25 protein-coding genes are annotated in these 22589 nt (G+C 67.9%); 14 read left to right on the forward strand and 11 right to left on the reverse strand.

What is annotated here, in order from left to right:
* Positions 1-181 precede the first annotated feature (181 nt).
* Positions 182-1195: an LLM class flavin-dependent oxidoreductase gene (locus DEJ16_RS13775; RefSeq protein ID WP_110825839.1), complete on the reverse strand. Its 1014-nt coding sequence runs from the start codon at positions 1193-1195 to the stop codon at positions 182-184.
* Positions 1196-1299: 104 nt separating this feature from the next.
* Between DEJ16_RS13775 and DEJ16_RS13780 the strand changes: the two genes are divergently transcribed.
* On the forward strand, positions 1300-3855 hold the full coding sequence (locus tag DEJ16_RS13780; protein ID WP_110825840.1) for an RNA helicase: 2556 nt from the start codon (positions 1300-1302) through the stop codon (positions 3853-3855).
* A 104-nt stretch (positions 3856-3959) separates the two neighbouring features.
* Positions 3960-4211, forward strand: a complete 252-nt coding sequence (locus tag DEJ16_RS13785; protein WP_110825841.1) for a DUF6458 family protein — start codon at positions 3960-3962, stop codon at positions 4209-4211.
* 86 nt (positions 4212-4297) lie between these two features.
* On the opposite strand, the gene DEJ16_RS13790 is transcribed toward DEJ16_RS13785, so the two are convergent.
* Together DEJ16_RS13790 and DEJ16_RS13795 are read right to left on the reverse strand one after the other, a co-directional pair.
* Positions 4298-4819 carry a ribonuclease H gene (locus DEJ16_RS13790; protein WP_110825842.1) on the reverse strand — a complete coding sequence of 174 codons (522 nt, stop codon included), beginning with the start codon at positions 4817-4819 and terminating at the stop codon, positions 4298-4300.
* A gap of 225 nt (positions 4820-5044) precedes the next feature.
* On the reverse strand, positions 5045-5608 hold the full coding sequence (locus tag DEJ16_RS13795) for a hypothetical protein (protein WP_146232890.1): 564 nt from the start codon (positions 5606-5608) through the stop codon (positions 5045-5047).
* Between the two features lie 111 nt (positions 5609-5719).
* Here DEJ16_RS13795 and DEJ16_RS13800 point away from each other — a divergent pair, with 111 nt between their 5' ends.
* Positions 5720-6049: a hypothetical protein gene (locus DEJ16_RS13800; protein ID WP_110825844.1), complete on the forward strand. Its 330-nt coding sequence runs from the start codon at positions 5720-5722 to the stop codon at positions 6047-6049.
* A 55-nt stretch (positions 6050-6104) separates the two neighbouring features.
* On the opposite strand, the gene DEJ16_RS13805 is transcribed toward DEJ16_RS13800, so the two are convergent.
* Positions 6105-6923: an aldo/keto reductase gene (locus DEJ16_RS13805; protein WP_110825845.1), complete on the reverse strand. Its 819-nt coding sequence runs from the start codon at positions 6921-6923 to the stop codon at positions 6105-6107.
* A 74-nt stretch (positions 6924-6997) separates the two neighbouring features.
* The gene (locus tag DEJ16_RS13810) at positions 6998-8203 is read right to left on the reverse strand and encodes an MFS transporter (RefSeq protein WP_110825846.1); all 1206 of its coding nucleotides are present in this window, start codon (positions 8201-8203) and stop codon (positions 6998-7000) included.
* 377 nt (positions 8204-8580) lie between these two features.
* Between DEJ16_RS13810 and nrdH the strand changes: the two genes are divergently transcribed.
* From nrdH to nrdF, 4 genes are all read left to right on the forward strand, one after another.
* Positions 8581-8814, forward strand: coding sequence for a glutaredoxin-like protein NrdH (nrdH, locus tag DEJ16_RS13815; protein WP_058769310.1), 234 nt, complete (start codon positions 8581-8583; stop codon positions 8812-8814).
* A gap of 116 nt (positions 8815-8930) precedes the next feature.
* On the forward strand, positions 8931-9347 hold the full coding sequence (gene nrdI / locus DEJ16_RS13820) for a class Ib ribonucleoside-diphosphate reductase assembly flavoprotein NrdI (RefSeq protein WP_110825847.1): 417 nt from the start codon (positions 8931-8933) through the stop codon (positions 9345-9347).
* 17 nt (positions 9348-9364) lie between these two features.
* Complete coding sequence (gene nrdE / locus DEJ16_RS13825) at positions 9365-11470, forward strand: class 1b ribonucleoside-diphosphate reductase subunit alpha (RefSeq protein WP_110825848.1); 2106 nt, start codon at positions 9365-9367, stop codon at positions 11468-11470.
* A gap of 111 nt (positions 11471-11581) precedes the next feature.
* The gene (gene nrdF, locus DEJ16_RS13830; RefSeq protein WP_110825849.1) at positions 11582-12556 is read left to right on the forward strand and encodes a class 1b ribonucleoside-diphosphate reductase subunit beta; all 975 of its coding nucleotides are present in this window, start codon (positions 11582-11584) and stop codon (positions 12554-12556) included.
* A gap of 362 nt (positions 12557-12918) precedes the next feature.
* Here the strand turns inward: nrdF and DEJ16_RS13835 are convergent, their stop codons facing one another.
* Positions 12919-13344, reverse strand: coding sequence for a PRC-barrel domain-containing protein (locus tag DEJ16_RS13835; RefSeq protein WP_110825850.1), 426 nt, complete (start codon positions 13342-13344; stop codon positions 12919-12921).
* Between the two features lie 122 nt (positions 13345-13466).
* Between DEJ16_RS13835 and DEJ16_RS13840 the strand changes: the two genes are divergently transcribed.
* Positions 13467-13844: a hypothetical protein gene (locus DEJ16_RS13840; protein ID WP_110825851.1), complete on the forward strand. Its 378-nt coding sequence runs from the start codon at positions 13467-13469 to the stop codon at positions 13842-13844.
* 325 nt (positions 13845-14169) lie between these two features.
* On the opposite strand, the gene DEJ16_RS15580 is transcribed toward DEJ16_RS13840, so the two are convergent.
* Positions 14170-14466 carry a hypothetical protein gene (locus DEJ16_RS15580; RefSeq protein WP_146232891.1) on the reverse strand — a complete coding sequence of 99 codons (297 nt, stop codon included), beginning with the start codon at positions 14464-14466 and terminating at the stop codon, positions 14170-14172.
* Positions 14467-14558: 92 nt separating this feature from the next.
* On the opposite strand from DEJ16_RS15580, the gene DEJ16_RS13845 reads away from it, so the two are divergent.
* Genes DEJ16_RS13845 through DEJ16_RS13860 form a run of 5 tightly spaced genes read left to right on the forward strand, consistent with a single transcriptional unit; the run spans position 14559 to position 17832 of the window.
* Entirely contained in the window at positions 14559-15152 is a 594-nt protein-coding gene (locus tag DEJ16_RS13845; RefSeq protein WP_110825852.1) for a hypothetical protein, read from the forward strand.
* Complete coding sequence (locus DEJ16_RS16140; RefSeq protein ID WP_181419613.1) at positions 15149-15670, forward strand: hypothetical protein; 522 nt, start codon at positions 15149-15151, stop codon at positions 15668-15670. Before DEJ16_RS13845 ends, DEJ16_RS16140 begins: the two co-directional genes overlap by 4 nt.
* Positions 15651-16568, forward strand: a complete 918-nt coding sequence (locus DEJ16_RS13850) for a hypothetical protein (RefSeq protein WP_146232892.1) — start codon at positions 15651-15653, stop codon at positions 16566-16568. The genes DEJ16_RS16140 and DEJ16_RS13850 overlap by 20 nt, the downstream gene beginning before the upstream one ends.
* Positions 16569-16571: 3 nt before the next feature.
* On the forward strand, positions 16572-16907 hold the full coding sequence (locus DEJ16_RS13855; protein WP_110825854.1) for an SdpI family protein: 336 nt from the start codon (positions 16572-16574) through the stop codon (positions 16905-16907).
* Positions 16894-17832, forward strand: a complete 939-nt coding sequence (locus DEJ16_RS13860; protein WP_110825855.1) for a CPBP family intramembrane glutamic endopeptidase — start codon at positions 16894-16896, stop codon at positions 17830-17832. Before DEJ16_RS13855 ends, DEJ16_RS13860 begins: the two co-directional genes overlap by 14 nt.
* Before the next feature lie 156 nt (positions 17833-17988).
* Here DEJ16_RS13860 and DEJ16_RS13865 read toward each other — a convergent pair whose 3' ends face one another.
* On the reverse strand, positions 17989-19038 hold the full coding sequence (locus DEJ16_RS13865) for a methionine synthase (protein WP_110825856.1): 1050 nt from the start codon (positions 19036-19038) through the stop codon (positions 17989-17991).
* A 67-nt stretch (positions 19039-19105) separates the two neighbouring features.
* Positions 19106-20092 carry a putative oxygenase MesX gene (locus DEJ16_RS13870; RefSeq protein ID WP_110825857.1) on the reverse strand — a complete coding sequence of 329 codons (987 nt, stop codon included), beginning with the start codon at positions 20090-20092 and terminating at the stop codon, positions 19106-19108.
* Between the two features lie 119 nt (positions 20093-20211).
* On the opposite strand from DEJ16_RS13870, the gene DEJ16_RS13875 reads away from it, so the two are divergent.
* Positions 20212-21153 carry a LysR family transcriptional regulator gene (locus tag DEJ16_RS13875; protein WP_110825858.1) on the forward strand — a complete coding sequence of 314 codons (942 nt, stop codon included), beginning with the start codon at positions 20212-20214 and terminating at the stop codon, positions 21151-21153.
* Between the two features lie 49 nt (positions 21154-21202).
* Here DEJ16_RS13875 and DEJ16_RS13880 read toward each other — a convergent pair whose 3' ends face one another.
* Positions 21203-21871 (reverse strand): DUF4166 domain-containing protein, encoded by a 669-nt coding sequence (locus tag DEJ16_RS13880; protein ID WP_110825859.1) that lies wholly within the window; start codon positions 21869-21871, stop codon positions 21203-21205.
* Positions 21868-22497, reverse strand: coding sequence for an SRPBCC family protein (locus DEJ16_RS13885; protein ID WP_258365996.1), 630 nt, complete (start codon positions 22495-22497; stop codon positions 21868-21870). Before DEJ16_RS13885 ends, DEJ16_RS13880 begins: the two co-directional genes overlap by 4 nt.
* Positions 22498-22589 lie beyond the last annotated feature (92 nt).

Below are 22589 nucleotides of genomic sequence, written 5' to 3' on the forward strand. Positions count from 1 at the left end.
GCCCCCGCACCCCGTGCGGGGGCGCATCCTCGTGTGGCGACCTGTGTGACAAACCACCCAGGTGGTGGAACGATGGGTACACCATCCCGTGTGGATCAGGGACGGGATGGTCGTGCGGCGGGAGGACCCTCGGTACTCACCACACCGTGGGCCCCGCCGGACGTCTGTCCGCTCCGCCGGTTCAGACCGTGCGCACCGCCGGTGCGATCTCCTCGGCGACGATCCGCAGGATCCGCTCGTGGGAGGCGCGGTCCCCGTTGGCCGGGAGGGTCACGACGAGTTCGTCGGTCGCCGCCACCGCCGGGTCCGCGAGCAGCGCGTCGACGATGGCGGCCGGTTCGCCGGAGAGCACGCGGCTGAAGCGGAACGGCGGGCCGGAGAGCGGCCGGCCCTCGTCGTCCATGCCGGACGCGTACCCGGTGAGGAACTCCTCGTGCACAGCGCGGTCGGAGTCGTCGAGGAGCGGGACGATGATCCGCCCGACGGCGACCTTCGGCGTGCGCTCGGGGTGCAGTTCCGCGAACCGGGAGCGGTACGCGGCGATCTGGTCGGCCTGGGCCTCGGCGAACGGGGCGCCGGTGTCCTCGGTGTTCAGCGTCGAGCAGTGCAGCAGCAGGCCCTTCTCGGCCGTCTTCACCGCGGTGCCCATGCTGCCGCCGCCCCACCAGACCCGGTCGAGCAGGTCGGGGCTCTGCGGCTGCAGGGTGAGTTCGGCGCCGGCGGGGATGGACTCGTAGCCCGTTCCGGCGGAACCGAGGGCGTCGCCGCGCAGGACCTCGAGCAGGCGGGCGGCACGGGCCTCGGCCTCGTCGCGGAACGAGCGCTCGGAGGTGCCGAACACGGGGTCGAGGATCGGGCCGTAGCCGGCGATCCCGGTGCTGATGCCGAGTTGCACCCGACCGCCGCTGAGCAGGTCGACCGTGCTGGCGTCCTCGGCGAGCCGGACCGGGTCCTCGTACCGCATCCCGAGGACGGCGGTGCCGAAGCCGATCGTGCTCGTCCGCTGGGCGGCGGCGGCGAAGAAGGTCATCGGGCTCGTCAGGAAGGGCTCGAAGTGGCGGCCGCGCACCCATCCGGTGCCGTAGCCGAGCGCCTCGGCGGCCTCGAACAGCCGGAGGCCGTCCTCGAGCGCGCTCGCGGCGCCGGGGGTGCCACCGTGGTTCGGGACGAAGGAGAGGAAGCCGAGTTCGCGCACGGAGGCAGTCTATGCGGGCGTATGGATCTGTGGAAGGTGCGGGACCTGTCCACGGATCCGGGCCTCCCGGGACCGGTGACGCGTGGTGCTGGGAGGATGGGGACATGACCGATGTCACCACCGTCCCTCCGCTCGTCGCCGCACTGCCGGCGGCAGAGGGCGGTGTCGTCGATCCCGACGCCGTCTACCTGGCCTTCGCGGAGTGGGCCGCTTCCGGCGGTCGCCCGCTCTACCCGGCGCAGGACGAAGCGCTCATCGAACTCGTCTCCGGCGCCAACGTCGTCCTGAGCACCCCGACCGGCACCGGCAAGTCGCTCGTCGCGGCCGGCGCGCACTTCGCCGCGCTCGCCGAGGGCAAGCGGAGCTACTACACGGCACCGATCAAGGCGCTCGTCTCGGAGAAGTTCTTCCAGCTCGTCGACCTGTTCGGCGCGCAGAACGTCGGCATGGTCACGGGCGACTCGGCCGTCAACGCGGACGCCCCGATCGTCTGCTGCACCGCAGAGATCCTCGCGAACCTCGCGCTCCGCCAGGGCCCCGACGCCGACGTCGACGTCGTCGTGATGGACGAGTTCCACTTCTACGGCGACGCCGACCGCGGGTGGGCGTGGCAGGTGCCGCTGCTCGTGCTCGAGCGGGCGCAGTTCCTGCTCATGTCGGCGACCCTCGGCGACGTCACCACGATCGCGGACGACCTCTCCCGACGGACCGGCCGCGCCACCGCGCGGGTGACCGGCGTCTCGCGGCCAGTCCCGCTCGCGTACGAGTACGTCATGACGCCGGTGCAGGAGACGGTGGAGCGCCTGCTCGAAGAGCGCAAGGCGCCGGTCTACATCGTCCACTTCGCCCAGGCAGCGGCGCTCGAACGGGCGCAGTCGCTCATGTCCGCCAAGGTCGCCAGCCGGGAGCGCCGCGACGAGATCGCGGAGGCCATCGCCGGCTTCCGCTTCAGCGCCGGGTTCGGGCAGACGCTGTCCCGGCTCATCCGTGCCGGCATCGGGGTGCACCACGCTGGCATGCTGCCGAAGTACCGGCGGCTCGTCGAACAGCTCGCGCAACGCGGGCTCCTGCCCGTGATCTGCGGGACCGACACCCTGGGCGTCGGCATCAACGTCCCCATCCGAGCGGTGCTCTTCACCGGGCTGACGAAGTTCGACGGCACGAAGATGCGGCAGCTCTCCGCGCGCGAGTTCCACCAGATCGCCGGCCGTGCCGGTCGCGCCGGCTACGACACCGAGGGCGACGTCGTGGCGGAGGCCCCCGAGCACGACATCGAGAACGCGCGGGCCGTCGCCAAGGCCGGGGACGACCCGAAGAAGAAGAACAAGATCAAGCGGAAGAAGGCGCCCGAGGGCTTCGTGTCCTGGGGCCAGGCGTCCTTCGAGCGCCTGATCGCCGCCGAGCCCGAGCCGATGGTGTCGCGTATGCGCATCACACACGCCATGGTGCTCTCCGTCGTCGCGCGCGGGGGAGACGCGTTCCAGGACGTCCGCTCCCTGGTGTTCGACAACCACGAACCCCGAGCGCGTCAGCTCGCGATGGCCAGGCGGGCGCTCACCATCGCCCGGACCCTGATCAACGCGCGGGTGATCGAGAAGGTCGACGGGCGCTACCGCCTCACCGTCGACCTGCAGGCGAACTTCGCGCTGAACCAGCCGCTGTCGCCCTTCGCACTCGCCGCCTTCGAGCTGCTCGACCCCGACTCCCCGACCTTCGCGCTCGACATGGTCTCCATCGTCGAGGCGACCCTCGACGACCCGCGCGCGATCCTGTCGCAGCAGCAGTTCAAGGAGCGCGGGGAAGCGGTCGCCCGGATGAAGCAGGAGGGCATCGAGTACGAGGAGCGCATGGAGCTGCTCGAAGAAGTGACCTGGCCGAAGCCGCTCGACGAACTCCTCACTGCCGCGTACGAGAGCTACGCGGACGAGCAGCCCTGGGTGCTCGACTTCACCCTCTCGCCGAAGTCCGTGGTCCGTGACATGTACGAGCGGGCGATGACCTTCGGTGACTACGTGCGGTACTACCAGCTCACCCGGTCCGAAGGGCTCGTCCTCCGGTACCTGTCGGACGCGTACCGGACCATGCGGCAGACCATCGCCGACGAGCACCGGACGCAGGAGCTCGACGACGTCATCGAGTGGCTCGGCGAACTCGTGCGCCAGGTCGACTCCTCGCTCGTCGACGAGTGGGAGGCCCTGCTGAACGGGGACATCGCGCTCGCCGAGGCCGAACACGAGGAGATCGCCCCGCCGCAGCCCGCCCGCCTCACCGGCAACGTCCGCGCCTTCCGCGTCCTCGTGCGCAACGCCCTGTTCCAGCGGGTGCTGCTCGCCGCTCGCGACGACATCGACGGGCTCGGTGAACTCGACGCGCAGCAGGGGTTCGACCGGTCCGCGTGGGACACCGTGCTCGAGGAGTACTACGACGAGCACGACACCGTCGGCATCGACGCCGAGGCCCGGTCCATGCAGTACCTCGTCCTCGCCGAGGAAGGCCGGACCTGGCGCGCACGGCAGATCTTCGCCGACCCGGAGGGCGACAAGGACTTCGGCTTCTCCGCCACGATCGACCTCGACGCGTCCGACGAGGCGGGGGAGGCCGTCGTCCGGGTCACCGAGATCGGCCGGTTCGACGGGTGGGCCGAGGTCGACGTCGACTGAGGGGGGATCGACCGAGGGCGGATCGACCGAGTGCGGATCGACCGAGGGCGGAACACGAGCGGACACCGTCCGGTACGGTCGGGGTTCCCACGGAAGGAACGCCCATGCGTATCGGCTCCAGCATCGCCCTGATCGTGATCGGCGCAATCGTCGCGTTCGCGGTCGACTTCCAGGTCGCGGGCATCGACCTGAAGCTCATCGGCTACATCCTCATCGCAGCGGGGATCATCCTGCTCATCATCAGCCTGGCGGTCGGCTTCGGCGGGCGTCGGACCACCACCACGACCCGTTCCGGGGTCGACCCGACCTCCGGTGAGCAGATCACGCGGCAGGACCGCCGCGACGGCACCTACTGACACCGCAAGCGCGAACGACGAGGGCGGGACCGATCGGTCCCGCCCTCGTCGTGTGCCCGGGTGGTGTGTGCGGCTGCGTGCTCGGCTCAGAAGAGCGTCGCGGGCGGGACGGCCTCGGGCAGCGCTTCCGGCTCCGGGACGTCGACGCCCGGCCAGCCCGGCCCCGTCGGCACCTCGGTGCGGTTCTGGTACGCGGTCGCGGCTCCCCGGGCCCGGACGTCGGCGGCCTCGTTCATCTCGTGGCCCATGTGTCCGCGGACCCACTCGAAGGTGACCTTGCGGCCCTGGAGCTCGGCGTCGAGCTCCTTGATGATCTCGACGTTCAGCACGGGCTTGCCGTCGGCCTTCCGCCAGCCCTTCCGCTTCCACCCGGCGAGCCACTCGGTGCAGGCCTTGATGGCGTACTGGCTGTCGCAGAGGATGTGCAGGGGTTCGCCGGTGTCCTTGGTCGCACGGAGCAGCTGCAGGACCGCGGTCAGTTCGCCCTGGTTGTTCGTCCCGCGGGGCCATCCGCCGGCTGCCCACCGGTCGTCGTCCACGTACCAGGCCCAGCCGGCCGGGCCGGGGTTGCCGAGGGCTGAGCCGTCTGCGGCGGCGACGATCGTCACGGTGGGACCTCTCTAGTGGTGGCGAGTGCCCGACGAGCGTAACGGACCTGTCGGGCGGGGTGTGCCTCCCGGCCGTCGGCGGGGGACGGTGCCGGGGTCGCGCCCAGCTGCGCTCATCGCGCCCTGTCGCGACGGGGCGGGTCGTCCGCGGCGGGGCGCGACCGGACCGCGGGTCAGCGGCCGCTCACCTGGCGGAGTGCGGCGACGAGGGCGTCGCTTCCGCCCTCAGCGCCCTGCTGCGTCATCGAGCGCCTGCACCATGGCCGTGCCGTCGGCGACGTCGAAGAACGCCATCGGACGGGGGCCGAACAAGCCGTCCATCCCGGTGTTCGCGTACACGTGCTGCACGCCGCCACCGGAGAACAGGCCGCCGCCCGATCCGCCCCATTCGACGGAGCAGTGGGTACGACCGCGCGTCCAGGTGATGCTCCGGTCCATCCGTCGGACATCGGTCTCGCGACTGCTCCGGCCGTTCGTGATGAAGGCCCGCCTGTCCGTCACGGCGAAGGCCTCCGTGCGCTTCCGGTGGCGCTTCACGAAGAACCGGCCCACGATCAGATGCAGCCCGATGAGGACGAAGACGCTGCCGAACAGGGCGAAGAACCACGGCGCTCCACTGATCAGGACGCCGACCTCCCAGGAGATCGCGAAGCCACCCCACAGGAGGCTGAACGGCACGAGGAAGGCGTCGCGCCCGCCGAACAGGCGGGCAGGGTCGCTCTGCCCCACCCACAGCAGGCGCTCGCCGGGGTGGAGCTCGTCGGAAGCAAGGGCACGAGGATCGATCACCCTTCGACGGTACCGACGCGGGCACGGCGCCGTTGTGCCCCGATCGGGCCGACGCCCTGGGAGTCGGCCACCCTCCGCCGCCTACCGTTCGGGGAAACGGGAGGAACCACCATGAGCAACGACATCGCAGGCCCCGAGCACTCCGACGACCGGGACCGCTCGGACGCCCTGACCTCGGCCGCGCACAGCGACGACGTCGACGGTGTCAGCGGCAGCGAGCAGCGGGCCGCCGACACCTCGTACAGCCCCTCGAGTGAGCGGGAGATGGACGCGTCCCAGACCGAGCAGCGTGACGACGACGACCTGCGCGAGGACGGCATCGACCCCTCGCGGGTCGTCGCTGCTCCGGGGACCGGTGGCGCCGACGACGCCGGTGACGTCGAGCCGGAGCCGGGCGACCTCAACCTGCCGTGGCAGTCCGAGGAGGACCGCCAGGGCTGACCATCGGCCGGTCCGTCAGGATGTGAGCCGGCCCGTCAGGACCCGGGTCCGTCCCTCAGGACACCGAGTCCGGGTGGGAGCCCGTCCGCTGCCCGGACTCGAGGCCGGCGATCGCGGCGAGTTCGTCGTCGCCCAGCACGAACCCGTCGACGTCGAGGTTCGACCGGATGCGCGCCGGCGTGACCGACTTCGGCAGGACGACGACGCCCTGCTGCACGTTCCACCGCACGAGCACCTGGGCGACGCTCACCCCGTGCGCGGCGGCGATCCCGGTGAGGACCGGGTCCTCGATGAGGCGTCCACGGCCGAGAGGCGACCACGCCCCGGTGACGATGCCGTGCTGCGCGTGGAAGGCGATGAGCTCGCGCTGTGGCAACCACGGGTGCCGCTCGACCTGGTTGAGTGCCGGCACCTCGCCGGTCTCGGCGATGACCCGCTCGAGGTGGGGGACCTGGAAGTTCGACACCCCCACGCTCCGCGCCCGGCCGGACTCGCGCAGTTCGACGAGTGTGCGCCAGGTCTCGACGTAGCGGTCGTTCGCCGCGGCGGGCCAGTGGATGAGGTACAGGTCGACGGCGTCGAGTCCCAGTCGGTCGAGGCTGGCGTCGAAGGCGCGCAGGGTCGCGTCGCGCCCCTGGTGGTCGTTCCAGACCTTGGTGGTCACGAACACGTCGTCGCGGTCGAGCCGGGAGGCCCCGATCGCCTTCCCGACGCCGCGCTCGTTCCCGTACATCTCGGCGGTGTCGACGTGGCGGTACCCGGCGTCGAGCGCCAGGCCGACGGCCGTCTCGGCCTCCGCGTCGTCGACCTTGTAGACGCCGAAGCCGACGGCGGGGATGCTCCGGCCGTCGCGGAGGGGGATCGTGGTGACCATGCCCCCATCCTGCCGCCCCGGGCCTCCCGGGCCGGCATCTCGAGCGGCGCTGTGCAGAGGCACCGCCACCGAGGTCAGCTGGGGATCGTGACCGGCTCGGTGTCCGGGATGGGGCTGACGTCGCGACCGCGGAGGTCGGGCAGCCAGCTCCGCATCGCCAGCGGCAGCACGACGCCGGCCGCGGCCATCACCGCACCGACCATGAGCCCGCCGCTCGGGCCGTTGCTGTCGATGAGGAAGCCCGCGACCGCGGACCCACCGGCGGCACCGATGAGCTGACCGGTGCCCATCCAGCCGTACGCCTCGGCCGTGTCCGAGAACTTGACCGTCGCCGACACCGACCCGAACATGACCGCGAGGGCCGGCGCGATGCCGGCGCCGGCGATGACGAGGGCGATGCAGAGCCACCAGAACGTCGGGTTGCCCACGGCGAGGACCAGGCCGACGAAGACGATCGTCATCCGCAGCCAGAGCGTGTTCTTCGAGATCGGGCGGTGGCCGAGCGCGAGGCCGCCGATGAGCGACCCGATGGCGAAGACCGCGAGGACGATGCCGGCGTTCGGGCTGCCCTCGCCGAAGACGCTCGTGACGCTGGCCTCGACCGCGGCGCACGCCCCGATCAGGAGCAGACCGGTCAGGGTCGCCACGACGACCGACGGACGCTTCATGACGACACCGAAGGCGCGCTTCGAGCGGGGGATCCGGACGCGGCCGAGCTCGGGGGAGGCGATGAACCACGCGCCGCCGACGAGCAGGAACGCCATCGCGACGACGATCGCCTCGACCGTGCCGATCTGCGTCGCGACGAACGTCGTGATGACCGGGCCGGCGACCCAGATGAGCTCCTGCGCGCTGGCGTCGAGGGAGAAGAGCGGCGTGAGCTGCTTCGACGTCACCATCTTCGGGTAGATGGTGCGCACCGCGGGCTGCACGGGCGGGACGGCCAGGCCGCCGACGAACCCGATGACCACGTAGGCCCAGAGCGGCATCACGAAGAAGGCGATGACGCCCATGGTGACGAACGCCACGATGCTCGTGAGGACCAGGACGGGGCGCATGCCCCAGCTGCCCATCCACCGGCTCGTCAGCGGCCCGGCGAGGGCCTGTCCGACGCTGGTGGTCGCGAGCACGAGTCCGGCGGCTCCGTAGGAGTGGAAGATGTGCTCGACGTGCAGCAGGTAGGCCAGCGACAGCATGCCGAACGGGAAGCGAGCGGTCAGCTGCGCGGCGATGACCCGGCCGACACCGGGCGTCTTCAACAGGGACCCGTACGCGCTCACGTGACGAGTGTACGGACCGGACGGACCGCCCCGCAGGGGCTGTGGAGGACCGTGTCCCCTGTCCGGGGGAAGGACGATCGGTGGCTGTCCGCGCAGCGTTCTCAGACACGCCGAGCGGCAGGTGCGTCCGACGGTTTCCACACCCGTGGAGAGGGCCCCTCAACGGGGTGTGGGAAGTGTCGGTGGCGGGTGCGAGAGTGGCGGAAAACCGGGCCTCGCGGGAATCCACAGTCTGTGGAGGGCGTTGTGGAGAACTACAGGGGTGTAACACTTCCTCTAGTGGTCCAACCGGCCATCGGGCACTACATGTAGTAGCGTCGTCCACAACACAGCACCAGAACGTCGGGCCCCCACCGGGCCCAGAACCAGGGGAGATCATGGCCGTCACCGTGTACACCAAGCCGTCCTGCGTCCAGTGCACTGCGACGTACCGCGCCCTCGACAACAAGGGCATCCAGTACGAGGTGCACGACGTCTCCACGGACGAAGCCGCACTCGAGCACGTCAAGAGCCTCGGCTACATGCAGGCCCCCGTCGTCGTGACCGACGACGACCACTGGTCGGGCTTCCGCCCCGACAAGATCGCCACCCTCAGCGCCGAACTGGCCTGACGCCGCGCGGGCCGTCCGGCCCGCGTCGCCCGGTGGCGGGCAGACAGCCTGGAGGCTCGTCCCGCCCCCGCCACACCCCTCCGGTCCGCAGTCCGCACCTCGCCAGGGAGCGCACCATGAGCCGCCTCGTCTACTTCTCGAGTGTCTCGGGCAACACCGCTCGGTTCGTGGAGAAGCTCGGCCAGGACGCCGACCGGATCCCGCTCCTCCCGAGCGAGCCGTTCCTCCACGCGGACGGCCCGTACGTGCTCGTCCTGCCCACCTACGGCGGCGGCAACGGCCACGGAGCGGTCCCCAAGCAGGTCATCAAGTTCCTCAACGACGAACACAACCGGGCACTGATCCGGGGCGTGATCGCCGCCGGCAACACGAACTTCGGCGAGGCCTACGGTCTCGCGGGCGACGTGATCGCACAGAAGTGCCACGTGCCCGTTCTCTACAGATTCGAACTCTTCGGGACCCCTGACGACGTGTCGGCGGTCAACTCAGGATTGGAAGCATTTTGGACGCAGCAGTTGCAGACGTCGATCTGACGTCGCCGCAGACGGGGATGGACTACCACTCCCTCAACGCGATGCTCAACCTCTACGACGCGGACGGGAACATCCAGTTCGACAAGGATCGTGAGGCGGCCAAGCAGTTCTTCCTGCAGCACGTCAACCAGAACACCGTCTTCTTCCACAACCTGAAGGAGCGGCTGGACTACCTGGTCGAGAACGAGTACTACGAGCAGGCGACGATCGACCAGTACTCGCTCGAGTTCATCCAGAAGCTCAACGACCTGGCGTACTCGAAGAAGTTCCGGTTCCAGACGTTCCTCGGCGCGTTCAAGTACTACACGAGCTACACGCTCAAGACGTTCGACGGCAAGCGCTACCTCGAGCGCTTTGAGGACCGTGTCGTGATGACCGCGCTCGGCCTGGCGCAGGGCAATGAGCAGCTCGCGATCGACCTCGTCGAGGAGATCATCGCCGGCCGCTTCCAGCCCGCCACCCCGACGTTCCTCAACACCGCGAAGGCCCAGCGCGGCGAGCTCGTCTCCTGCTTCCTCCTCCGCATCGAGGACAACATGGAGTCGATCTCGCGCGGCATCAACTCCTCGCTCCAGCTCTCGAAGCGCGGCGGCGGCGTGGCCCTGCTCCTGTCGAACATCCGCGAGGCCGGCGCCCCGATCAAGCAGATCGAGAACCAGTCCTCGGGCATCATCCCCGTGATGAAGCTGCTGGAAGACTCGTTCTCCTACGCGAACCAGCTCGGCGCGCGTCAGGGTGCCGGTGCCGTGTACCTGTCGGCGCACCACCCGGACATCATGAAGTTCCTCGACACCAAGCGCGAGAACGCGGACGAGAAGATCCGCATCAAGACGCTGTCGCTCGGTGTCGTCGTGCCGGACATCACGTTCGAGCTCGCGAAGAACAACGAGGACATGTACCTGTTCTCGCCGTACGACGTCGAGAAGGTCTACGGCGTTCCGTTCGGTGACGTCCCGATCTCCGAGAACTACCGCGCGATGGTCGACGACTCGCGCATCAAGAAGACGAAGATCAAGGCGCGTGACTTCTTCACGACCATCGCCGAGATCCAGTTCGAGTCGGGCTACCCGTACATCGTGTTCGAGGACACGGTGAACAAGGCCAACCCGATCAAGGGTCGGATCAACATGTCCAACCTGTGCTCGGAGATCCTGCAGGTCAACACCCCGACCACCTTCAACGAGGACCTGTCCTACAAGGAGATCGGTAAGGACATCTCCTGCAACCTCGGGTCGCTGAACATCGCGCTGACGATGGACTCGCCGGACTTCGGCAAGACCATCGAGACCGCGATCCGCGGCCTGACCTCGGTGTCGCAGATGTCGCACATCTCGTCGGTCCGCTCGGTCGAGGACGGCAACGACAAGTCGCACGCCATCGGCCTCGGCCAGATGAACCTGCACGGCTACCTCGCTCGTGAGCGCGTGTACTACGGCTCCGAAGAGGGCATCGACTTCACGAACATCTACTTCTACACGGTGCTGTTCCACGCCCTGCGTGCCTCGAACAACATCGCGATCGAGACCGGGGAGACCTTCGACGGCTTCCGCGACTCGAAGTACGCGTCGGGTGAGTTCTTCGACAAGTACACCGACCAGGTCTGGACGCCGGCCACTCCGCGCGTCGCGTCGCTGTTCGACAACGCGAACATCACCATCCCGACGCAGGACGACTGGAAGGCGCTGAAGGCGTCCATCCAGCAGCACGGCATCTACAACCAGAACCTGCAGGCCGTCCCGCCGACCGGTTCGATCTCGTACATCAACCACTCGACGTCGTCGATTCACCCGATCGCGTCGAAGATCGAGATCCGCAAGGAAGGCAAGCTCGGCCGCGTCTACTACCCGGCGCCGTTCATGACGAACGACAACCTGGACTACTACCAGGACGCGTACGAGATCGGCCCGGAGAAGATCATCGACACGTACGCCGCTGCCACCCAGCACGTCGACCAGGGCCTGTCGCTGACGCTGTTCTTCAAGGACACCGCCACCACGCGCGACATCAACAAGGCGCAGATCTACGCATGGCGCAAGGGCATCAAGACGATCTACTACATCCGTCTCCGCCAGCTCGCGCTCGAGGGCACCGAGGTCGAGGGCTGCGTCAGCTGCATGCTGTAGCGGCCGGTCGCTGACGCGACTGCCCACCGGACTGGAGGCGCGGTGCCATCCCGCACCGCGCTTCCAGTCCGCATCACTGGTCACCATCTACTGCTGAACGAGGAACACACGTTGGTCGAGAAGCTCAAGCTCATCGATCGGGTCCAGGCAATCAACTGGAACCGAATCCAGGACGACAAGGACGTCGAGGTCTGGAACCGTCTCGTCAACAACTTCTGGCTGCCCGAGAAGGTGCCGCTGTCGAACGACGTCCAGTCGTGGAACACGCTCACGCCGGCCGAGCAGAAGCTGACCATGCGTGTGTTCACCGGTCTGACGCTCCTGGACACCATCCAGGGCACCGTCGGCGCCGTCTCGCTCATCCCCGACGCGATCACCCCGCACGAGGAAGCCGTCTACACGAACATCGCGTTCATGGAGTCGGTGCACGCGAAGTCGTACTCGTCGATCTTCTCGACCCTCGCGTCGACGCCGGAGATCGACGAGGCCTTCCGCTGGTCCGAGGAGAACCCCAACCTGCAGAAGAAGGCGTCCATCGTGATGGACTACTACCAGGGCGACAACCCGCTGAAGCGCAAGATCGCGTCGACGCTGCTCGAGTCGTTCCTGTTCTACTCCGGCTTCTACCTGCCGATGCACTGGTCCAGCCGCGCGAAGCTCACGAACACCGCCGACCTGATCCGACTCATCATCCGCGATGAAGCCGTGCACGGGTACTACATCGGCTACAAGTTCCAGAAGGGCCTGGAGCGCGTCACGCAGCAGGAGCGCGACGAGCTCAAGGACTACACGTTCTCGCTGCTCTACGAGCTCTACGACAACGAGGCGCAGTACACGCAGGACCTCTACGACGAGGTCGGGCTGACCGAGGACGTCAAGAAGTTCCTGCACTACAACGCCAACAAGGCGCTGATGAACCTGGGCTACGAGGCGATGTTCCCGAAGAACATCACTGATGTGAACCCGGCGATCCTGTCGGCGCTGTCGCCGAACGCGGATGAGAACCACGACTTCTTCTCGGGATCGGGGTCGTCGTACGTCATCGGGAAGGCCGTGAACACGGAGGACGAGGACTGGGACTTCTGATCCTGGTCTGTCTCACGGGAATGCCCCGCTGGCTTCTGCCAGTGGGGCATTCCCGTTTCCGGTGCACACCGTCGGTGCGGACACTGTGGAGCATCGCTGCACGGCCGCGTGCTGCCGCACCCGTGTTTCATCTCGGTCTCACGTCATCGCCGGCGCGTGCGTCGGCCCCGCCGTTTCTCGACGACGAACTCGGCACCGAGGCTGGCGCCGATCACGACGACTGGGCTGCCGAGCATGAAGACGGCCGATGATGCCATTGGCCGGCTGGAGGTGATCGCGAGCAGCGCCGCAAGCGCAGCGAGGGGCGGACCGGCGCCGTGCCTCCAGAGAGACGATGTCGATCGACGACTGCTCGGCTCAGCTCACGCCGGTGGCGTCGTACCCGCGCCCTCGGTGTCGTCTGCGCCCGCAGGACCGGTACCGGCCTGGTCGAGATTCTCGTGCGGATCGCCCATGTCGCCGGTCGCTCTGCCGATGGGGGACAGTCCGTAGTGCTTTCGGACAGCGTTCGCTTCTCCGGCGGACAAGGTGTTTCCAGCTCCGGGGGAGGGCGCACCCTTCATCGCACTCTTCGCGTACCCAACGTGGAGGTCCGAGCCGTCGAACGTGGCGTCCTCGACCGGGACAAGCACGGTGTGACCCCCGAGCAGTCCTGTCGAGACGCTGACGAACGCAGCGCTGCCGTCCTCGTCGGAGGGGAACACCTGCGCGACCTTGCCGGCCAATACGCCGTCGCGGTCTCTGACGGTCGCGTTCTCGACCTCGTGGATCTTGCTCTTGGTGATCATTGGCGTAGTCAACGCCCCACGCCTGACCCGCTTGTGTCAGTGATCGTGAGAAGGGCCCGAGTGCTTCACGACATGACCGTGGAGTCGTTGCTGAAGCGCAGCGGTCTGGAAGGAGCTCTCGCATGAAGCCCGATCGGCGGAAGGCCGTGATCGTCCTCCGGGCGACAGGAGCGGCGCTGTTCACCGTCGTCGTTCTCACCGGCTGCAGCGCAGGGCTCGGGAAGAGCCCGGAGCAGGCGGAACAGTCCATCGTCACGTTCGTCGAGGGGTCCGCCGACGTCGTTGGTTACGATTGGGAGGTCCGAGACGGTCCGGGGCTCGGGGTCACGACCGAGCGGTACCAGACCGGCGGTGTAGACCCGACCCTCGGAGTCCGGGGTAGGGGTGGTCCGGTGAGTTCTTCCGGCTTCCGAGCAGATCCTCGGGGGTACACGATCGACGGCAGCTCGCAGTGCATAGCGGGCGACTTCGACAAGATGAGCCGCGACAACCCGGGATGACGAGCACCGCGTCGAGACCTGTAACGACGCTGCGTGAAGCGGGTGACGCGCACCTGCTGGTGATGCGAGGGCGCGATGACGTCGTGTCCGTTCGCAGCAGCCCTTCCGCACACCCGAGCGAACTCAAGTGGGTTGCTCCGGGTGGATTGCGCTGCCGACACATCCGTCGAACGGGAGGGTCAACCCGAGGTCTTCCTCGCGTGCCCGGCCCGCGCAAAAGCCATCGCTGCACGTTCGCGGTGATGGTGTTGTTCTGCGTGCCTGGATGATGCTGATCGAATCGTCGTGACGCCCCGCGGGCTTCGGCCCGCTGGGCGTTCGCTGTTCAATGATGCGTCTCATCGTGCCCGTTCGGTTGAGCCGCTGACGCTTTGGCGACGGCAGCGGCTGCTCGCTCGATCGAGACTCCGGGATGGTCTTCGCGGTACCTCCGGACGTCCGTGGGATCGACCTCTGTGCCGACGGGAAACTCGATCGGCTCGCCGGAGCTCCAGCGCGTCGTCGCCATCCAGAGTGTGGCTGCTCCGATCCAGCCGGTCAGGAGCGGGCTCAGGTACAGGCACCCGTAGGCCGTGGCTGCAGCGCCGATGACGACGGCAGGGATACGGATCCACCTCTTCATGGAGAGTAGCTTGCACCGGCCACCCTTGACATGCAATATCCGACCGGTGAAAGATCAGTTGGCGCAACAAGCGTCGCGATTGAGGAGGATCCATGTTGACGATGAAGACGGCCGCGCTCCTCACTGGCGGGGCGCTGATCATGACGAGCGGGGTGATCACGTCAGCGGGTGCGGCGTCAGCCGAGCAGATCACGGCCGCGGGTGCGACCGTGGCGCTCCCGGCCAGGTACAAGTACTCCGATAATCAAGTGCTGACCGCCGTGTTGTTCGGGGCCGGTCCTGTTGCCTCGGCGCTCGGCGTTCACATTGGCGACGAGACGCCGCTGCCGGACAACTTCGACGAGCTTGCCACGGAGGTGGTTCGTGTATTCCGATCCGACCGCGCTGAGGTGACCGACACCGCGCTTGCTGCGTTCCGGTCCGGGGATCCGGTCCGCGTCCACGAGGCCGTCAAGACCCTCCAGCGCACGTTCCAGGAGACGTACGTCAAGGGAACGCCGCGCGTCGAGAACGGCGCGCTATGCGCGACGGTGAATCTCGTGCTGGCCGGTAACCTCGCCGTCGCGATCAACGTTGGTGTCGCGGTGACGGTCGCCTTCGTGACGTGGGTGGTCACTCGTCAGGTCGAAAACGATGCTGATGCGCAGTTGATCTCGGCGCGTCTTGCGGATCTCGGTCGCGAATGAAGCACGGGAAGAGCGCGGCTGCGGTGTTCGGGCTGTTGGTGACCGCGGTCGCGCTCTCCTCGCTTCCGTCTGCACGGTACTTCCCGGCCGGGCTGACACGAGCTGTTAAGGCAGTCGCAGTGTCATCCCCGCAGGGCTGGGCGTTCTTCACGAAGGACCCTACGGAGGCAGCTGATCTGGCCTACCTCAAACGTGGCGGGAGGTGGGTGCCGGTTGTCGACGCGCTCCCCACCGCCGATGCAATGGGTTTGTCGAGGCGAGCCCGCGCGATTGATGCTGAAGTAGCTGCCCTTTCGCAAGCAGCCGGGGACGCCTCGTCGTCCTGCGCCGCGAATGCTGATGTGCAGCGGTGCGCGCTTGCGGCGCCACGAGTGCAACATCAGTTCGAGCTCGCTGCCCCGCCGGTTTGTGAACCAGTCCTCATCCGGAAGAGGGAGCCGATCCCCTTCGCGTACGGGACGCGCGTGAGTGCGATGCCATCCAAGGTGGTGATCGTCGATGCGCAATGCCCTGCATGACCTGACCGCTGGTCTTCGACGCGCGAACCCGATCGGCGTTTCGCGGTCGGTGCTGGCTGTCGGGAGTCTTTCGACCCTGTTGCTGAGCGATGAGCGGTCGTTGTTCCTCACGTTCCTGCCGAACGCGGCTGCATCACGTTGCGTCGGTGCCGGACGGTTCGGGCTGTTCTGCGTCTCCGAGGTGACTACCAACGGCCTGAAGCTGGCGACGATCGCGGCAGTGTTAGTGCTTCTCGGGGTCATCAGCGGCTTCGCCCCCAGACTCCTTGCCGTCCCGCACTTCTACGTGGCGTGGAGCGTGTCGCAGAACATCGTGCTCGTCGAGGGTGGAGATCAGGTCAATGCGGCCATGACGATGCTTCTGATCCCGTGGCTACTGAGTGCGCCGAGGGGAAGTGCGTACTCCCCGCAGACGCCCTACTTCGACTTGCTTCGCGAGAACGCATTCGCGTACGGGGCCGCTGAGTTGATCAGGTTGCAGCTGTCGATCGTCTACGCGATCGCTGCCATTGCGAAGTTCGCTGTGCCGCAATGGTCCGACGGGACAGCGTTCTGGTACTGGCTCCAGATGCCCACGTTCGGGCTCCCACCAGACATGTTCGCTGCGTTCGCTCCGGTTCTCGAACATCCGCTCATCATGGTGACGGCCACGTACGCGGTCCTCGTGTTCGAGCTCAGCCTCGTCGGAGCGATCTGGACGCGCGGGCGGTGGTCACGGCTCGTGCTCGGCGCCGGCATCGCCTTCCACGCCGGCATCGCCATCGTTTTGGGGCTCTGGTCCTTCGGCATCACCATGGCCGGAGCGCTCCTCATCTGCCGCGCGTTGCAGAACGCTGCGGTGATGAGCATCAACGTTCAACGGCCAGGCGCGCGCTCCGTCGTTCTGGGAGAGGGGTAGAAGGTGATCTTCGTCGAAATGGTTGCGGCGGTGGTGACCGTGGTCTTCGTCGTGTTGCCCGCAGTCGGCGTCATCGGCCGGAACTCATTCGTCGGTGTTCGTACGCGAGCGACGATGCGAGATGCGGCAGCCTGGCGCCGAGGACACCAGGCTGCCGTGCTCCCGACCAGCGTTGCTGCCGGTGGCGTGATCGTTCTCGGGATGAGCGCAGCGGTGACGGGGCGCCCGAACGACGTGTCCGCGGTGATCCTCTGCGCTGCTGTGCTGCTTGCCGGGGGGTTGTGGAGCGTCGCCGCTGCGCAACGAGCAGTCCGGAAGGCACCTGATGCTTCGCGTTGATGGCCCTGTCGTTCCCGAGCCAGTGGCAGCGGAGGTCCGCTGGAAGCCGATCCTGATCTTCACGGTCCTGGCCTGGGGCTTCGGATGGTTCGCCAGCCTGCCGCTGTGGATCGATCCGGTGGGCTTGGCGTCGGCGCACGCGCTGTGGGTCCTGCCGATCATGATGTTCACACCCTGCACTGCAGCAGCGATCGTTGTACTGCTGCAGCAACGCGTTCCAGTGCGGCAGGCTGTCCGGCAGCTCGGAATCGTCCCGCTCCGACCGCTCGGAAAGCTCCTTCGCTTCTCACTGGGCGGCATCGTCGTGCTTCCACTTGTCGTCATCGCAGGCATCGCAGTCGCCGCGCTCCTGCATCTCGTCCGCCTCGACCTCCTGACGTTCAGCGGATTTGCCGCGCTACTTCCCGAGGAAGCGAGGGATCTTCTGCCGATAGGCGCACTCGTCCTCGTGCAGGTCATCTCGATCCCGATCGCCGCCCCTCTGAACGGGGTACTCGCATTCGGAGAGGAAGTCGGGTGGCGTGGTTTTCTGCTCCCTGCCCTACGGCCTGTCGGCGACTGGCCCGCTGTGCTGATCACCGGCATCGTGTGGGGCGTCTGGCACAGCCCGATCATCTTGCTGGGCTACAACTTCGATCGTCCAGACCTGTCCGGGGTCGTCCTGATGATCGTCGGAGCCACCGCCGTTGGGACGTTCCTTGGCTGGCTCCGGATCTGGAGCGATTCCGTCTGGCCTGCCGTTTTCGGGCACGGCGCGTTCAACGCAGCCGGCGGTCTGGTGCTGCTGTTCTCATCTGCGAAACATCCGCCGGACCTCGCCCTGGCGGGCCCGCTCGGCGTTGGGACCTGGATCGCCGCGGCAGTTTTCGGGACGATCGTCGTCGCTTGCTCGCGTCGATTCAGTAACCGCTCGGACGGCGATTAGGTCTGCGGGTGCGGTGAGGGGTGACGCCAATACCAACGGGACCTGTCGGTCGAACGGCAGCCGCGCCTCCAGGCCGGATGGAGAGCCAAGCACCTGGCCGACGCAACGAACAGGGCGGCTTTCTTCCGGAGGGCGCAATCCTGTAAGTGGTAGCGACTAGCTTCCCGACCCGACGGCGGTGCCGACGAGCTCGTTGCGGACGATGTCCGCTCCCGCTGCCAGCGCCCCGAGCTTGTCGAGCGCGGCACCCCGCGCCAGCGGCGCCATCCCGCAGTTGGTGCTCGGGATGAGCTTGTCGGCGTCGACGAACTCGAGCGCGCGACGGAGCACCTCCGCGACCTCCTCGGGCGTCTCTACGGTCTCGGTCGCGACGTCGATGGCGCCAAGCATGACCTTCTTCCCGCGGATGAGTTCGACGAGTTCGAGCGGCACGTGGGAGTGGATGCACTCGAGCGAGACGATGTCGATCGACGACTGCTGCAGGAGCGGGAACGACTGCTCGTACTGCCGCCATTCCGCCCCGAGCGTCTCCTTCCACTTGTTGTTCGCCTCGATGCCGTAGCCGTAACAGATGTGCACGGCGGTCTCGGCGTGCAGGCCCTCGGCAGCGCGCTCGAGTGCGGCGACGCCCCAGTCCTGCACCTCGTCGTGGAAGACGGTGAAGGCGGGCTCGTCGAACTGGATGACGTCGACGCCGGCGTCCTGCAGCTCCCGAGCCTCCTGGTTGAGGATCGTGGCGAACTCCCACGCCAGCTTCTCGCGGCTCTTGTAGTGCTGGTCGGAGAGCGTGTCGATCATCGTCATCGGACCGGGGAGCGCCCACTTGATCGGGCGGTCGGTCTGGGCCCGGAGGAACTTCGCGTCGTCGATGAACACCGGGGCGGCACGGCTCACGGCGCCGACGACCGTGGGGACCGCGGCGTCGTACCGGTCCCGGATGCGGACGGTCTCCTTGCGCTCCTGGTCGATGCCGTCGAGGTGCTCGATGAACGTCGTCACGAAGTGCTGCCGGGTCTGCTCACCGTCGCTGACGATGTCGATGCCGCGGCGCTCCTGCTCGTGGACGGCGGACCGGAGTGCGTCCTGCTTGCCCTCGGTCAGCGCTGCGCCCTCCAACTGCCAGGGGGACCACAGCCGCTCGGGCTCGGCGAGCCAGGACGGTTTCGGCAGGCTGCCGACGATCGCGGTGGGCAGGAGGGTGGTCATGCGCGGGTGGTTCCTGTCGGTCGGTGGGGAAGGCGGGCGGCGGGGCAGGGTCCAGCGGGCCGGAAGGTCAGTGCGTCAGAGCGGTGTGGCTGAAGGCCCAGCGCTCGAGGAGTGCTCGGTGCGGCTGCACGAGGTGCTCCTCCGTGTACCGCCCCTGTGTGACTCCGAGGCGGCTGCGCTCCTCCCGGTCGTACGTGACGGGAGGCGTCGAGAAGTCCGTGTGTTCGAGGGTCGGGCGGTACGTGCTCGGGGCGACCGTGTTCGCGTTGTAGATCTCCGGTCGGTAGATCTTCTGGAACGTCTCCATGGTGCTGATCGTGCCGATGAGCTGGAGGTCCGAGTAGTCGCCGGTGAGGTCACCGCGCGTGTAGAACGCGAGCGGTGCCTTCGCACCCGGCGGCATGAAGTAGCGCACCTGCATGCCCATCCGGCCGAAGTAGTCGTCCGTGAGCGAGGAGTGCTCGTGCTCGTACTCGGCGCCGAGCACGGGGTGGCCGTACCCCGTCTGCCGGTACGTCTGGCTCGTGGAGACGCTGATGCAGACGACGGGCTCGGCGGCGAAGTGGTCGCGGTACGCGTCCGACTCCAGGAATCGCTGGAACAGCGCCCCGTGGAGCTGGCCGAAGTCGTCGGGGACGCCGGCGCTCTTGTCCAGGGACGGCAGCAGGACCGCGAAGTCGTAGTCCCGGAGGTACGAGGAGAAGTTGTTGCCCAGGATCCCCTGGTGCCGTTCCCCGGTGTGCTGATCGAGGATCGCGACGTCGAGCACCTCGATCAGCGGGAACTGCTCGGCGCGACCGCCGTCCTCGAAGTGCAGCGTGACCGAGACGATGTCGAGCTCGAGGCGGTACCGACCGCCGTCGGCGTTGCCCGCTTCGCCCGCGAGGTCGTTGCAGCGCGCGTTGATCATGGCGAGCGCGTTGCGGAGGTTCTGCTGGCGGCGCTCGCCGCGTGCCAGGTTGGCGAAGTTCGTGGTCAGCCGGGAGCTCTCCGCGGGGGAGTAGTCCTCGTCGAAGCGGGTCCTGGTGATGCTGAAGGTGAGGTCGTTCGCCATGGTCGGCAGTCCGTACGTCGAGCGCCCGGAGGCACTGTGGGAGGTGTTGCTCGATCATGACGCGGCGCACGGGTCATCAGGTAATCCGGAATCACTATGCGCCGGTATAGCCTGCGGCTATGGCGCGCGTCTCGAACGACATCACCCTGCAGCAACTCCGGTACTTCATCGAGGTCGCGTCCGAGGGATCGATCAGTGCGGCGGCCGACCTGCTCTACGTCTCGCAGCCGACGATGTCGGCCGCGATGAAGGACCTGGAGACACGGATCGGCCGACCGCTGTTCACCCGATCCGCGCGCGGTGTCGTGCTCACCGTCGACGGCGTCGAGTTCCTCGGGTACGCGCGACAGGTCGTCGAGCAGGTCTCCCTCCTCGAGCAGCGCTACGTCGGGCGGCAGGCGTCACGCCGACTGCTCGGGGTGTCGGCGCAGCACTACTCGTTCGCGGTCGAGGCCTTCGTCCGGATGGTCGAGGGAGCCGACGCGGAGGAGTACGAGTTCTCGCTCCGGGAGACCCGCACGTGGGACATCATCGAGGACGTCCGCACGCTGCGGAGTGAAGTGGGCATCCTCTACCGCAACGACTTCAACCGGCAGGTCCTCGGCAAGCTGATGCGGGACGCCGGGGTCGTGTTCACGCCGCTGTTCGTCGCGCAGCCGCACATCTTCGTCGCCCGGCGGAACCCGTTGGCGTCCCAGGAGCGGGCGACCCTCGCCGACCTCGCGGAGCTCCCTCGGCTCACGTTCGACCAGGGCGCGAACAACTCCTTCTACCTGGCGGAGGAGATCCTGTCGACGATGTCGAGCAAGCGGGAGATCCGCGTCTCGGACCGTGCGACGATCTTCAACCTCATGATCGGCCTCGGCGGGTACACGATCTCGACGGGACTCATCAGCGACGACCTCGACCCCGAGATCGTCGCCATCCCCCTCGACGTCGACGAACGCATCGAGATCGGGTGGATCGCGCACGCCTCGGTCCCGCTCACCGTGCAGGCGCAGACGTACCTGCAGGAGCTGCGGGCCGTGGTCACCAGCTACGGCGTCGAGCCGCTCGGGTAGGCAGACCGCCGGACCACCCGCCTGACCACCCGCCGGATCGGCCCAGGCGTCAGGTCCGCGCTTCCGTGCGCCGCGGCTTCAACCGCTCGGGGGCATCGGTCGCCGGCACCCACTCGCACGTGAACGTACCGCGGTAGCCGAACAGGAAGCCGAACACGCGGTTGCGCACCGCGAGGTCGACGTGGAAGGCGCCGTCGTCGTCCGACCACCATTCGTTCAGGGTCGCGCGGCCGCTGAACAGCATCGGGAAGCGGAACGAGATCGGCCCCTCGTGGAAGCGTTGCTCGTCGGAGGTCAGCACGAGCCCGCCGCGCTCGTCCACCCGCAGGTCGAGGTCGACCGCGAGGTGCTGGTGCGTCCCGAGGTAGTCGAGGACCCGACCCTCCGACAGGACCATCGTCGCGTCGAACCGTGCCGGTCGGCCGGGGCGGGTGGCGTAGGTGCGGACGAACGTCACCGTCTCCCGCCCGAGGGCGTCCCGGTAGGGGTAGTTCTCGATCGTGAACGGCACGTCGGTGCCGACGTCGGGCACGAGGATGTTCCGCAGCCGCCCGATCTGCAGGAACGGCACGGTCCACCACGGCCCGCGGCGGATGGTCATCCTGCCCTGGCCCACGCAGGCCTCCGCGGCGTCGAGGCCGACGCCGAAGCGGCGCTGCATCATCGGGTGCAGGCGACGGAAGTCGGCACCCAGCGCTTCCTCGAAGACGGACGTCATGCCGGGCCTCCTGGCTCGGGCAGGGCCGCCACGGTGGCTGGCGCATCCTGCAGGTGGTCGTCGCGTCGGCTGCCGCCGACGGGCGCGCGGAGCGTCCTGGAGGCCCGTGGCCGGTCCGGCCGCCAGACCTGCAGGGCGCTCGTGAGCGGCCAGGCCTCCGGTTCGGGTCCGCCCTCGAGCCAGATGCGGAGGCGGTCGAAGCTCCAGGCGGTCGCCCAGCCGAGGAGCGGCCGAACGAGGACGTCGAGGACGCCCCAGCCGGAGTCGTAGTCGTACCCGGTGAGGAAGCGGGTCCGGCCGTCCGCGGTGGGGACGTACCGCCAGTATCCGCGGCCGGCGCGGATGGGGGAAAGGCGGTCGGCGGTCGCGAAGCGGAGGGCAGACGTACGCGAGCCGTCCGGACGGCGGCGCTCGCCGAGGCTGACGCCGGTGCCGTGGACGTCGTGGACGAGGGACCGGCGGACGTAGGTGAACCGCGTCACGCCGTCGTCATCGGCGGGCTCGGGCATGATCTCCGAGAAGCGGACGTCCCACCGGACGTGCTGCTCCGGGTCCTGCGTGGCGTCCCAGATGCGTTCGAGTGGCGCGTCGATGACCGTCTCGACGTAGATCCCCCGACTCCCCACGTGCCGGAGCGTACCGCGGCGGCGTCGGCCCAGGGGAGGCCCCGTTCGCGTGCGTTCAGGCAGGCTGCCCTGTGGCTCCTGAGGGGCAACGC

Source organism: Curtobacterium sp. MCJR17_055, assembly GCF_003224335.1.
Classification (GTDB): domain Bacteria; phylum Actinomycetota; class Actinomycetes; order Actinomycetales; family Microbacteriaceae; genus Curtobacterium.